Consider the following 14,900-nt stretch of genomic DNA (forward strand, 5'->3'; position numbering starts at 1 on the left):
ATACTTAATTGTATTAGTCATTATAGTTTTCTCCTATTATATATTTTTTTTAAGTTCTTCCTTGGAAATAGTGCCAAATATTTCATATTTCCAACCACAATCTAAATCGTAATTAATTTGATTAATTAAAAAGTCAATGTGATCAAATTTTTCATTTAGCTCTCTTTTTTCTTCCATTAGATCAATAATTTCACCAGAAATTCTCATTTCTTCATCATATTGAATACATTCCTTTAAATCAGCTTCCAATTGTTTTTCCTTTTCAAGTAATGGTTTTAACTTATCATGAAGAATTCCCTTTTTCTTTTCTAGTTCCTTTATAGTATAAAGAAATAAATTTTTAGTAACTTCTGCTCCAGAATTTTCCTTTAGAGCCTCTCTTTTTTCAATACATTTTTTTATATATGTTTTTGAAATATTGTTTTTTTCTAAAATATCATTAATTGTTTTTTCTATTCCTTGAATTTCTTCATTGGTTTTTTCTTTAAAATCAGTATGTTTAAAACCAAAATAAAGTCTGTCATATTTAGGAATAATTTCTTCTTTTAATAATTTAATTTTTTCTGTGTCATTTTCCTTTTCAGCTATTTTCAATTCCAAATCATATTTTTTTAGAACTTGTAAAATACTTTCTAAAGAAAAATATATAAAGTCTTTTCTTTCCATAATTATTTAGCTCCAAAATATTGATAATAATGACATTCTATTCCACCATTATAAAGTTTTCTATTTTTAGTACATCTTTTTCCAAAAGATCCTTCGAAATTTCTGTATGATGTGATTATATAATAAGACCATTTAGGGAATCTTTTAGTGCATACATCTCCAAGTAATCCATATAGTCTTTCAACTTTATCATCATTTAAAAGTCTTTCTCCATAAGGAGGGTTAGAAACAATGCATCCTGTTTCACTAGGTGACTCCAATTCTAAAAAGTTTTTAGTTTCAAAGATAATATCATCTTCCACTCCAGCTTTTTTAGCATTTTCAATGGCAATTTCAATAGTTTCAGGATCAATATCAGAAGCATAAATTTTAACTTCCTTGTCTAAATCCTCATTTGAAAAAGCCTCGTCCCTAGCATCAATCCATAGATCTCTAGGAATTATTTTCCATTCTTCACTGACAAAATTTCTATTTACCCCAGGGGCAACATTTCTAGCTATCATAGCAGCTTCTATAGCAAGGGTTCCAGTACCACACATTGGATCTATGAAAGGTCTTTCTCCACCTTTCCATCTAGTAAGCTTAACTAGGGCAGCAGCCATAGTTTCCTTTAAAGGAGCCTCATTAATTAAAGCTCTATAACCTCTTCTATGAAGTCCTTCTCCAGATGTATCTATCATAACATTGAAAAGATCCTTGTTTCCTTGTATCTTAATTTTAAATTTAGCTCCAGTTTCAGGGAATTGGTCAATACCATATACTTCACTTAAATTATCAACCATGGCTTTTTTTGATATTCTTTGAATATCAGATTTTGAAAATAATGTACATTTAACAGCACTTACCCAACTAATTGGAAATTCCCCATCTTTTTCTATAAATTCACTCCAATTTATTTTTTTTATATGTTGAAATAATTCTTCAAAGGTATAAGCTTTAAATTCACCCATTTTTATAAAAACTCTATCAGCACATCTTAAATGAAGATTTGCCTTTACAACGTCTTTTAAAGTTCCTTTAAACTGAATTTTACCATTGAATGTTTCAATGTCTTTAAAACCTAACTCCTTGCATTCATCTCTCACAAGACTTTCAAGACCCATTGTAGATGATGCAATTATTGTGTATTCTTTCATTGATCCTCCTTAAATATATAACTAATTCTTTTCTTTTTTTGCCTCTAATAAATGTATATAAATTAATTTTAAAATAGCAAATATAGGAACTCCTAAGAACATTCCCAAGGTTCCCATAATATTTCCCATTATTATAATTGATGTAACAATCCAAAATGAACTAAGTCCTACGCTTTCCCCTAGTATTTTAGGTCCAATAATATAACCATCAACCATTTGTGCTATAAATATTGCTAAAAAAACATATAGCACTTTTATAGGAGCCACTAGGACTACCAAAATAAATGCAATTGTTCCAGCAATTAAAGATCCAAAATATGGAATCATATTACCTATACCTAACATAATTGCATTGATGGAAGCATAGGGAACTTTAAATATTCTCATAATAATATAAGCTATAATTCCGACAGCAATTGATACTATAGTACGACCTTGTAAATATTTTAGAAATATATTTTTACATTTTATTAAAAATTCATATCCCTCTTGGGATTTTTTCTCATCAAAAATTAGGAAAATAATTCTTTTAATAAAGGTTGTAAAATATGATTTTTCAAGAATAAAGTACATAGCAATAAATCCTCCAAGTAAAATTATAAAAGCTTCCATAACTAAATCAATTATATTTAAACTAAAGGATAATATAAAATTTCTTATATTTGAAATATTTTTAATGAAAAAGTCCTCAATTGTATTTTTAGCTTGGTCAATATTCATAATTAAAAGATTTTTTTCCTTTAAAAAAGCTAAAATATTTTCAAGATACTTAGTAAATCTAATTTTAAATGTAGGCATTTGATTTGAAATCTCTTTAAAACTGTCAACAATACTTGGAAGAATTAAAAAGATAACCCCTACAAAAAACAATATTATAAATATCATGGAAATAAAAAGAGATATTCCTTTGGAAATTTTAAATTTTTTCTCTATAAATTCTACCATAGGATTTATAATTATTGCAATGAAAATTCCATAAATAAATGGTCTTATGTAATTTATAATTAATCCTAAAACGTTAGTTAAAGAGGAAGTGTTTTGAAATAATGATTGGACAGTTACAATAAGTAATCCTAACATAAAAAAAGGTAAAAAATTTTTTCTTTTCATAGACCATTCTCCTTTTAAATAGATTATCTAGCGATTCCATCTAAATCATTTTCAGGTTCCCCTGTAATTTTAATAAGAAGCTTATCTGGGATACCTATTATAGTTTGACCTGATTTTGATATGAACCCTTGTTTCACACAAATTTTCAGTGGAGAATTAGAGGATGTTACTCGAACTTTCATATTAACAAATTCCACATTAACTCCCCCTATATTTGTATCTATAAAATAATTTTTTTTCTCTTTTATAAGGGGGTAAACATACTTTAATTGGTTATTTACGTATATTTCTACCTTTTCTCCCCTTTGTACTTTTAAAGATAAAGCATAGGTTATTCCTAAAAAAAATATTAAAGAAATAAAAAAATATATAATTAAATCACATTTTTTAAAATAACAAGGTTTTCTTCTCACAATTTTCTCCTAAATACTAATTCCCACTTTTTCACCCATTTTAATTTGAGTTTCAATTCCTCTGTTGCTGTTTTCTAAAATGTCTTCATCAATAATTATTTTATTTTTTTCAATAAGTAAGATAACTGTAGAGCCTCCAAAATAAAAATAACCCTTTTCCTCACCTTTTTTAACCATTGAGTTAGCCTTGTATGTTTGCACAATTCCTCCAACCATAGTAGCTCCAATTTCAGCTATACAAACATCTCCAAAATTTTTAGATTTTAAAATAGAAAATTCTCTTTTATTTTCACAAAAAATTCTAAAATTTTGTTTTATTGCATGGGGAGAAACAGAAAAATAATTTCCACCTATTAGTTTACTTGGTAAAATTTTTCCTTCACAAGGAAAATGATATCTATGATAGTCAACAGGAGCAAGTCTAATTATAAGCATAGTTCCACTAAAAAACTTTTTAGCAAGCTTCTCATCTTTAAAAAACTCTCCTAAACTAAATTCATCTCCCTTTAAGAAAAATTTAGAACTGTCATTAATACGTTCCAAAGCAAAAATTTTCCCATCACAGGGACTAACTAAAGTATTTTTATTAAAGTCTATTTTTCTAGACTCAGGTTTTAATTTTCTGATAAAAAAATCATTGAAAGATGTAAATTCATGAATTTTTTTTACAGATTCTTCCATATTAATATTATAAGTTTTCACAAAATTCTCTATTAAATTAACAGATTTGTGAGAATTCATTTTTCTCCCATATAGGCTAGATAAAAATTTTCTTTTAACTATTAAATTTAAAGCTAGTTTCCCAAAGGGATTGTAATACAAAAACTTTAAAAACTTTTCCCCAGGAACATCCTCTGTTAATATTTCACTGGTCTTTCTATCTTTATATTTTATTTTTTCAAAATTCATAAACTCACTCCTGATTTTAAATTATCTTACTAAACATTATAGCATATTAGAATGTCAATTATATACCATTTAATAAAAAAAAGCAAAAAGTTCTTTTAAAGTTGTGTTTTTTTAGGGATTATGAGGTATAATTACATAAATAAGATAGAGAATATTTAAATTTAAATTTTTATGTATATAAAGGGGAGGAAAGTATGGAAAATCATATTAATAGTTCTATAATAAAAAGATTATCGAAAATGTTTGTAAGTGTGATCTTACTTTTATTTTTTAGTTTAAACATATTTGCAGCTGGAGAAGTTGTTAATTTAGAAAGAGAAACAGAAACGGTCCATTATGAAAATGGGGATTATATTGAATATATTTTGGAGCTGGAAAATAAAACCAGCACAGTTCAAGAAAATTTACAGTTAACAGACACTTTATTTAATTCAAGTGGGTTAGAGGATCTTTCAGTTGAAGTACTTGAAAGTAGAGGGGATGGAACTTCTATAAATATTCCAAGTTCACCAAGTGAGGGTAATTTGATAATTTCAGGAATCACCTTAGGACACACTAATGAAGTTTTAACTGATGAAGTAATTACAACAGCTGAAGAAAAAGGATATATAAAGTTAAAAATTAAAGGGAAAGTAAAGGACAATTTTAGTGAGAATATAGTAAGTAACGGGGAACTATCTAGAGCTTCAGATAATATATTAGAAGTGACAGTGGATTCAACATTATCTAGAGTAGTTTATGATTATAGTGCGACTTTAGAATCTGTTGAGTCAACATATGCACCAGGTAGTTTAGTAACTTATTAAGTTACGTTTGGAAAATAACAGCTCTATAGACACGATAAAAGGATTAAAAGCTGAAAATAATTGGGGCAATATTTTAACAGATATATTAAATGAAGATGGAACAGTTGAAGCAAATCAAGAGGCTTTTGACTATTCAAATGTTAGTATAACAGCAGTAGTTTCAGGGATAGATTCTAGTTATGGAGATATTGGACAAGAGGGGAATCTTGAAAATATAATTTTAGGACCAAATGGGGTAATTGAATATACGATAATAGTTTCAACAAAGGAAAGAGCTATTGGAGAAATTGGAACCATTGGTACAAGTGGAGAAAAACTAGTTAAGGTATATGAAGCGTTAAGAAATAATAATGAAAAACTAGTAAATGCTTTGAATAAATTATCCCCTAAAGAACCAGATATTACAATAATAAAAGAGAAGACAAATACAGGAAAATATTTACCAGGGGATGAAATAGAATATAATATTACCATAACTAACAATGGAGAAGGTTATGCCTATGGATATACTTTATCAGATGATTTAAGTATAATAACTACTGATTTAGCAAATGATAGCACAGGTTCCATAGATGATTCAAGTGATATAACTTTAGGAAGTGCATTTGATTCAGCAATTATTACTCTTACTGAAAAAGGTGATAATTCTGGATCTAGTAATTATACAGAAGGGAATTCTCAAAATACATTAAATCTAAATGATGATATTTATATTGGACCAGGGGAAACTTTAGCCTATACTATTATTGGGAAAGTTAATGAATCTGCAATTGGTAAAATTGATAATCAAGTATCATTTACAAATGGAACAGATGTAAATGATAGTAGTATAATATCAATGGATCCTGAAGACTTGAATGTTTCAGACATAACCATTGAAAAAACAGTTGGAGTAACTCAGTATGAACCAGATACAGATGTTGTTTATACAATTAAAGTTAAAAATAATGCTGATGATAAATTTGTGAATAACTATAATATTATAGACAATATAAGTGATATTTTAACTACCCAAGCTGATGGAACACAAGGGCAAGCTTTCAGTAATTGGACTTTAAATGTAGTGTCTCCTACAACTTCAACTAATGGAACAAAGGTTGGAACTAACATTGCTGGGTCACAAATAACAGATAATATAAATTTAACTGTTGATATGGCTCCAGGGGAAGAAATTATATATGAATTAGTAGCTCATGTTTCAGTTACCTCTGTTGGAGATATTTTAGATAATACAAGTAGTGGTTTAGATAACGTTATGGAAAGTGGAAATGGAATCAAATCTTTCCCATCTCAAATTGCTATAAGAAAAACAGTTGATAAAACACAGTATAGCCCAAATGAAGTATTAACATATAATATTATTATTGAAAATAAGGGGAAAGGTTATGATGTAGAAGTAAATATTAAGGATTTGTTAAGTTCCATTAAAGATAAGGACGGAGCTGGTATAAATAATGCATTTAAATCATGGAATATAACTTCTTCCTTTGAAGGAATTGATACTAATATTACTCCTAGTGGTGATTCAGGATTAATTACAGAACCACTTGTGGATGAGGATTTAAATACTACAGCTAGAATAGGAGCTGCAACAAGATTAATATATACAGTACAGGCAACTGTTAGTGGAGAAGCTTGTGGTAAAATAAAAAATATAGCAACTATTAATGATGAACTTTATTCAGACAAAGGTTCTTTTGCAATTGATCCAGACATAAATGTTTCAATTTCAAGTGATTATCCTAGTTATCCCAAAACAGGGGAAGATTTAGAGTCACCATTTGATATAACATATACAGTGAAAATTTCAAATGATAGTGAAGCAGGGTTTGCTAAGGGCGTTAAAATAGAAGATGCATTAAGTAATGTATCAACTACAGCTTTAGATGGAAGTACAATATCAAATTTATTTGAAAGTTGGGATATATCAACTAATGTTTATGGAGATGGTACTGTTTTAACTAGTTCTAGTGCTTATCCACTAACAAGTACAACTACAGATATTGACGATACTGCAAATATTACAGCTGGTGGGTATGTGGAATATATAATTAAAGCAAAGGCAAAAAGAGATCCAAGTATGGATATAATCCCATATGAAAATATAATAAATACTGTGACAGTAACTCCAAAGGATAAAAATGAAGTTATTATGTCTCCTATAAATGTATCTTATACAACAAGTAAAAAACTTCCAGCTTTAAGGATAGAAAAATCAACTTCAAATTTATCATATACTCTAGGTGGAACAGTTGAATATTTATTAAAAGTTGAAAATATAGGTGAAGGTTATGCAGATAATGCAACTATTTCAGATGAATTATCAAATAATTTTAGTGAATGGACTATAGAAGAAGAAGTTCCTTCTCCATTTGTAGGAACTGATGCAGATGTTAATGGAAATATTTCAAATAACACAGATATAAATGGAACTATAGATATAGCTCCAGGGGAAATAATTACATATAAAATAACAGGAACAGTAAAATCTCTTCTTTCAGGGGAAACAATTACAAATATAGGAACAGTTACAGATACTCAAAGGGGAAATACATATAAAGCTTCAGCTAAATTAATGCTAGCTGATCCAACTGGAATATACATTACAAAAAATGCATCTCAGTATTCATATAGCCCAGGGGGGGAAATAAATTATACAGTTACACTTTACAATACAACATCTCTTCCTCTTGATTTTGGAGTTTTAGGGTATGAATTTAGAGACAAATTTTCTGAAATTGATGCTAATTTAGCAAATGATATGGGTGGAACAATAGCAGATACAACAGGAAGTCCTTTTAAAAAATTATTTGTTTCAGTAAATGGTGGATCAGAAACTGAAATAACAGCAGAAGCAGATTATGTGCATCAACCAAGTTTATTAGCAGGAATAGTTGAATCAGGGAACTTAATTAAGCCTAGTGAATACACTTATAAATTTAGAGGAATTTTGAAAGATAGGGTTCTTTCTGGAGAAATAAAAAATGAAGCAGTTATAGAAAAAACAGACGGAACACAAATAGCAATTACTTCCCATGAAATAGATGGAAGTAACAGTGGTTCTTATACAAGAAATGTTGATAAAAGTTTGTATATTCCAGGTGAAGAATTAACATACACATTTACAGCTAAGGGAAATAATGGATATTTAAACAACTATAGTGTTAATGAGGATGTAAAGAATATTCAAGTTGAATTATTAGATGGAACTACAGGAAATCCATTTTCAATAGATGATGGTGAGCCTCAATTTACAGTGGAAAGATATGTAAATGGAGTTTTAGATGGAACTTCTAATTCTAATGGTACTGTAACTAGTCCTGTGTCAGATAATGAAAATATAGTTCAAACTATAGATGTATCTCCAGAGGACACTATTATATATAAGGTGAAAGGAACTATAAGAAAGGATATAGTTGGAGCAATTAATTTTAATGGTCTAGTAACAGAACCCTATAGACATAATTTATCAATAGAGACAACAGTGGAAGAGGGAGGATATATTCCAGGTGAAGAAATAACACTAAAGACAACAATAGAAAATAATAGTAATGGTAATGCAGGAAATATAGATTTGCAAGATCTTATTGACAGTCTAGAGTTAGAACTCTCTGATGGAACCACAGGAAAATTATTCCCAAATGGTTGGACAATAACAGCTGAAAAATCAGGGGATAATTCACAGTATATAAATGCAGGAACTTATACAGATTTAAGTGATATTAATACTGAAATTGGTATTCCTATTGGAGGAAAATTAATTTATAAAATTACAGGAAAGGTAAATGAACTTGCAGTTGGAGCTACAGTTAATAAAGTAATACTTGATGGTGACACTGTTTCTGCAAATGTACAAAGTTTATCTTCCAATTTAACTGTAAAAAAAGAAGTAGTATCTTATTATAGAAATAATGGAACAAGTGAAGTAAATGGAGGATATGTTCCAAATGGTTGGATAAAATATAAAATAACTATAAATAACATTGGAAAGGGAATAGCAGATGATATAGCTGTTTCAGATACTTTGGCAAGTATAAAAACAACAGCCTATGATGATGATGGATCAACTAAAGAGATAAATGCTTTTTCAGAATGGGAAATTTTAAGCTGTGAAAAAACAGGAACAGATAGTCAATCTAATATTAACTTAACTAGTGGTACAGAAGCCCTAGGAAGTACTTCTCTAGGATGGGAAATGGATATTCCTTCTATGGGTAGTGTAACTATAAATATTTTAGCCCATGTGGATGAAGGAGCAATTGGGGATATTAAAAATACAGTATCAGTTGATGGAAAAGATTATAGTTCAGAAACTTCAAAATCTTTAGTTGGGAAAGCTGTATTAACTAAGAAAGCTTACGAAGAAGATGGAGTTACTTCTAAAAGCAGATATATTTCAGGGGAAAAAATAGTATACAAGGTTATTGTTAAAAACACAGGGGAAGGAATAATCTCTGGAACAATTAAAGATGGAATAAGTAGTATTTTATCTTTAGTTGAAGAAACTGGAAGCAATGGAAATAATCCAAAGGAAGCTAGTTTTGATAGCTTTACAATAACAGCAAGTAAAACTAGTAGTAATGATATAGATAATATAACAAAAATAGGAACTTTTGAATTAAATTCAACTAAAGAAAATATTGATATAGATGATGTATTAATTATTGCTCCAGGAGCTACAGTTGAATTTGAAATTACTGGAATAACTAAAGAAAATATTATGGGAAATATTGTTAATAAAGTTACATTTGGAAATATTTCTAAAAGTGTAACAGTAAGAGAAAAATCTTCAAATATCTCCCTTGATAAAAAAGTTATTAAAGTAGGGGATACAACTATTCCAGAAGGAACAGACCCTATTAATTATGATCCAGGGGATACAGTTGAATATGAGATAACAATTACAAACACAGGATATGGACATAAAAATAATTTAGTTTTAAATGAAAATATAGATGAAATTCAAGCTAAAATAGCTGGGAATACATTATCAGAAGCTTTTGAAAATTATTCATTTGAAGTTATTGATAGTGGAAATAGTTATATTAGACAGGTTGGCTTAAAGACAGTAATTGATATGGATCCAGGAAAAGAAAATGCTCCAGAAGTTGTAACAATAAAAGTTACAGGAAAATTAAAGGATAATATTATAGGAGAAATAGATGAAAATATAGTAACTTACAATAATATAATTGCAAAAAGTGAAAAGTTACAACAAAAAACTCCAGAAATAACATATTATAAATCTTTTACTGATTCTTTAAAGAATGAAATTCCAAATAAAGAGAATTTTGCACCAGAAGAAACACTTTTCTACAAACTTGTAATTAAAAATACAGGGGAAGGTTATGCTAATGACTTAAGTGTAATTGATAAGATTTATGATTTGAAAACAAGTCAAAATGATAAGGCCTTTCAAGATGGAGAGGTAACAGTGACAACAAAAATTTATAATGGAACTTCTTCATTAGAAGGAACAAATGATGGTAAAACTTATGTTACTGGAGATACTTCAGGAAGTTCTTTAATAAATACAACTATAGATTTAGCTCCAAATTCAACAGTGGAATTTTATATTGCTGGTAAAACAACTGCCTATGCAATAGGTTCTATTACAAATAAAATATTAGTTGAAGGAGAAGGAAATCCAACTATTGAATCAGGAAAATCTGATAGTGTAACAACAGAATCAATTCCATCAGACATAGTTGGAAGAAAAATAGCAGGAACAGATCCAAATACTACAGATGTATACTATACTCCAGGGGGAGATATTTCATATACTTTAACCTTTGAAAATAATGGAGATGGACCTGGGATAATTTATATTAAGGATATAGTTTCTAATTTAAAAGTAACTGGACCAGGTGGGGAAGAAATTAATGCTTTCCAATCAGACTATAAATTTGTTTTAAAAACAGAAAGTGGAGATGTTTATTGTCCATCTAGTTCCATAGAGCTTTTATCAGGAGAAAAAATAATAACTGGGGACTTGGATACAGATATAAGGTTAGGAGAAAATTCTTCATGTTCCTTTACTTTAACAGGAAAAGCTAATGTGAAAGCTGTAGGTTCTATAAAAAATATAGCAACCTATAATATAAATTCTCCTGCAGGAACTGAGGTAACTATATCAGATACAATTGAACCAACTCCAGGTGTGGTAGAAATTACAAATGTAGCAGATGGAGATATTATTGCTTCAGGAGAACAAGCAACTTATACTCCAGGAGAACAAGCAACTTATACTTTAACAATTAAAAATACAGGGGATGGATATGCTCAAAATGTAAATGTTGAAGACTTATTAAGTACTATGACAGGAGAAGCTTCAGGGGATGGAAGTCTTGAAGCAGTTTTCCAATCAATAGATAGTGTGAGCACAACTATTGGAGATAATAGTGCTTCTATAGGAACAGGAACTACAACTAATGGATATCAAGGTAACTTTGATATAGCCCCAGGAGAAAGTATAGTAATAACATTAACAGGAACTGTTAATGACAATATGCTTGGAGAAATAATAAATAATCCAGTAGTAACATATAATGAAGAGGAATTATTAGCTCCAGTATCTTTAACAACTGTTCTTCCTGAGTTAAATATAGTGACAAAAATATCAACAGATGGAAGTATTTATTCAGAAAATTCAGTTAACTATATACCAGGTGAAAAACTATATTATGAAGTAACATTATCAAATATAGGTAAAGGTTGGGATAATGATGTTAAATTGAGTAATTTAATTAATGAAATAAAGGCAACTAATTCAGATACTTCTGTTGGGACTGAAAGTCTTGCATTTGATGAAAGTAGTATAATTATTACTTTAGAATCTGGGGATAATGTAGTTTTTGATTCAAGTGCACATAATATAGATGCGACTATGGATATTGCTCCAGGGGAAAGTATTATTTTCAAAATAGAAGGAATTGTTAATTCTGATATAATTGGAGAAATTAAGCTTGATTCAAAATATGAAAATTCAAAGGGAACAATAACTACTGAAACTTCAAATGAGGTTGTAGCTACACAAGGGATAGGGGAAGTATCAATAGAAGAAAAAATTAAAGATCCTAATACAGGAGTATTTAATTTAGATGAGTCAAATTATATACCAGGTGAAAATGTAACATTTAAAGTATTTATAAAAAATACTGCAGACACCTTTGCACAGAATATAGAAATAAATAATCTATTAACTAATATGGAAGTAACCTTAGCAGATGGAAGCCAAGGTGATGCCTTTAGTGAATGGGAAATAATGCAAGAGGGGCCTTTAAAATCAGAAAGTGTGCTAACTAATATTTTTACCAATGGAAATGATTTGAAGTCAGAAGGTAATTTAGCACCAAATGATGAATATGCCTTTATAATTACAGCAAAGGTAAATGAAAATGCAGTTGGAACAATAGAAAATAAATCCCTATTAACTGTAAATGGTATAGTTAAAGATCCTAGCAATACTATTATATTTACTCCAAATGAAAATGAAATAGAAATGATAAAATCGACAGATTCTACAACATATTATCCAAATGGAGAAATGGTCTATAAGGTAGTTATAGAAAATACAGGAAATTCAATTATTAATGATATAGTTTTTGAAGATGCTATAAACAGTGAACAAGTTTTATTAGGAGATGGAAATAATGGAGATCCATTTAATAGTACAACTGTTCAAGGGGAAGTTGTTTCAGGAGAAACAACTATAACAACAACTCATCCAAATGTTTCAGCAGACAGTACAACAGGAAAGGTTACTTCAACTTCCTTTGATATTAAAATAGGAGAAAAGATAACCTTCCAAATAACAGCAACAGTTAATAATAATGTTGTGGGAGATATAAAAAATGTTGCAACATATACAGTTGATGGTGGAACGCCAGTTAGCAGTAATCAAGTAACTACTATATCTGAAGAGTCTGAAATTGTGTTAACGAAAGTTGTAGAAGAACCTACATCCAATGAGTATATTCCTGGAGAAAAAATAAAATATAAAATAACAATAGAAAATACAGGAAAAGGATTTGGAGACAATATAAATATAGTAGATGAAATTTCAAAAATAATGGTTGATACAGTTAATGGAAGTGCAGTTGCATTTAGTGAAAATGATTGGGAATGGACAAAGGAAACAGAAGAACTTCCAAATGTTATTCCAGATTTAACATCATTTACTGGAAAGGATTTGGATATAGATGTGGATATAGAAAGTGGTAAAACTTTAACACTTTATGTTGAAGGAACTGTAAATTCACAGGCTTATGGAGATATATCAAATACAGTTACAGGTAAAAATGGAGAGGATGATATACCAGAATCAACTGTAAATATAAGCTCTTCATTGGGAAAAGTTGAAATTACAAATACAGCAGATGTAGGCAGTTATACTCCAGGAGAGCCAGTAACTTATATTTTAACAGTAACAAATAATGGTGATGGATATGCTCAAAATGTAAATGTTGAAGATTTGTTAAGTACTATGACAGGGGAAATATCAGGAGATGGAAGTCCTCTGGGATTAGTTTTTAAATCAATAGATACTGTAAATACAACTATTGGAGATAATAGCGCTTCTATAGGAACTCCAAGTACAAGTAATGGATATGAAGGAAATTTCAATATTGCGCCAGGAGAAAGTATAGTTATAACATTAACAGGAACTGTTAATGATAATATACTTGGAGAAATAGTAAATGATCCAGTAGTAACATATAATGGAACTAAATTAAAAGATCCTGTAAGTTTAGAAACAGTTCTTCCAAAGTTAAATATAGTAACTAGAATATCAGAATATGGACATGTTTACTCAGAAACTCCAGTTAACTATATTCCAGGTGAAACATTATATTATGAGGTAACACTATCAAATACAGGTGAAGGTTGGGACAATAATGTTAAATTGAGTAATTTAATTAATGAAATTAAAGCAGATGCTTCAGATGGAACTGAAAGTCTTGCATTTAAGGAAAGCACTATAATTATTACTTTAGAATCTGGGAATAATGTAGTTTTTGATTCAAGTGATTATAATCTAGATGCAACTATGGATATTGCTCCAGGGGAAGATATTATTTTCAAAATAGAAGGAGTTGTTAATGATAATATTACTGGAACAATAACACTTGATTCAAAATATGAAAATTCAAAGGGAACAATAACTTCTAAAACTTCAAATGAAGTTTTGGCCACACAAAAAAATGAAGGTCTATCTGTAACAGAAAGGATTAAAAATCCAGATACAGGGGAATTTGATTTATTTGAATCAAGTTATGTGCCAGGTGAAGATGTAATATTCAAAGTATTCATAGAGAATCCTGAAGATACATTTGCTCAAAATATAGATATAAATAACTATTTAAAATCTATGAAAGTAGAACTAGCAGATGGAAGTGATGGAGATGCCTTTAGCAGCTGGACAATAGTACAGTCTGAGTTTCCAACTAATAATAATAGTGTCATAACTAATACAATAACAAATGATAATAATTTAAAATCAACAGGAAATCTAGCTTCAAAGGATAAGTATTCATTTATAATAACAGCAAAGGTAAATGAAAATGCAGTTGGAGAAATAAAAAACAATTCAACTTATACTTTAGGTGCTGGAAGTGAAAATTATAGTAATTTAATTGCATTTAAGCCAGAAGAAAATAAAATAGAAATAACAAAAACAGCAGAAACTGAAACTTACTATCCAAATGGTGAAATGGTCTATAATGTAGTAATCGAAAATACAGGAAATTCAATTATTAATGATATAAGTTTTGAAGATGATGTTAATAAAGAACAAGTATTATTAGCAGATGGAACTGATGGAGATCCATTTGATAGTACAACTGTAACAGGTGAAGTTG

The 14,900-nt window shown here is 29.1% G+C and carries 7 protein-coding genes; 2 read left to right on the plus strand and 5 right to left on the minus strand.

The genetic code is table 11. From position 1 onward, the window contains the following. Nucleotides 1–36: 36 nt before the first annotated feature. Genes GIL12_RS06830 through GIL12_RS06850 form a run of 5 tightly spaced genes read right to left on the minus strand, consistent with a single transcriptional unit; the run spans nucleotide 37 to nucleotide 4,234 of the window. Nucleotides 37–666: a hypothetical protein gene (locus GIL12_RS06830; RefSeq protein WP_163469756.1), complete on the minus strand. Its 630-nt coding sequence runs from the start codon at nucleotides 664–666 to the stop codon at nucleotides 37–39. 2 nt (nucleotides 667–668) lie between these two features. Continuing rightward, complete coding sequence (locus GIL12_RS06835) at nucleotides 669–1,802, minus strand: class I SAM-dependent RNA methyltransferase (RefSeq protein ID WP_163469757.1); 1,134 nt, start codon at nucleotides 1,800–1,802, stop codon at nucleotides 669–671. A gap of 21 nt (nucleotides 1,803–1,823) precedes the next feature. Continuing rightward, a complete protein-coding gene (locus GIL12_RS06840; RefSeq protein WP_163469758.1) occupies nucleotides 1,824–2,912 on the minus strand; it encodes an AI-2E family transporter in 1,089 nt (362 codons plus the stop codon). Between the two features lie 23 nt (nucleotides 2,913–2,935). Further along, on the minus strand, nucleotides 2,936–3,325 hold the full coding sequence (locus tag GIL12_RS06845; RefSeq protein ID WP_163469759.1) for a NusG domain II-containing protein: 390 nt from the start codon (nucleotides 3,323–3,325) through the stop codon (nucleotides 2,936–2,938). 9 nt (nucleotides 3,326–3,334) lie between these two features. Continuing rightward, on the minus strand, nucleotides 3,335–4,234 hold the full coding sequence (locus GIL12_RS06850) for a phosphatidylserine decarboxylase (RefSeq protein ID WP_163469760.1): 900 nt from the start codon (nucleotides 4,232–4,234) through the stop codon (nucleotides 3,335–3,337). A 194-nt stretch (nucleotides 4,235–4,428) separates the two neighbouring features. On the opposite strand from GIL12_RS06850, the gene GIL12_RS06855 reads away from it, so the two are divergent. Both GIL12_RS06855 and GIL12_RS06860 read left to right on the plus strand, forming a co-directional pair. Beyond that, a complete protein-coding gene (locus GIL12_RS06855) occupies nucleotides 4,429–5,040 on the plus strand; it encodes a hypothetical protein (protein WP_163469761.1) in 612 nt (203 codons plus the stop codon). A 7-nt stretch (nucleotides 5,041–5,047) separates the two neighbouring features. Then, on the plus strand, nucleotides 5,048–14,900 hold a 9,853-nt coding region (locus GIL12_RS06860), incomplete at its 3' end, for a DUF11 domain-containing protein (protein ID WP_163469762.1).

The organism is Fusobacterium sp. IOR10 (genome assembly GCF_010367435.1).
In the GTDB taxonomy this organism is placed as follows: domain Bacteria; phylum Fusobacteriota; class Fusobacteriia; order Fusobacteriales; family Fusobacteriaceae; genus Fusobacterium_B.

Bases quoted from the DNA above. Each gene is read 5' to 3' on its own strand.
- GIL12_RS06835 (WP_163469757.1), bottom strand. From the start codon at position 1,802: ATGAAAGAATACACAATAATTGCATCATCTACAATGGGTCTTGAAAGT.
- GIL12_RS06840 (WP_163469758.1), bottom strand. From the start codon at position 2,912: ATGAAAAGAAAAAATTTTTTACCTTTTTTTATGTTAGGATTACTTATT.
- GIL12_RS06855 (WP_163469761.1), top strand. From the start codon at position 4,429: ATGGAAAATCATATTAATAGTTCTATAATAAAAAGATTATCGAAAATG.
- GIL12_RS06830 (WP_163469756.1), bottom strand. From the start codon at position 666: ATGGAAAGAAAAGACTTTATATATTTTTCTTTAGAAAGTATTTTACAA.
- GIL12_RS06850 (WP_163469760.1), bottom strand. From the start codon at position 4,234: ATGAATTTTGAAAAAATAAAATATAAAGATAGAAAGACCAGTGAAATA.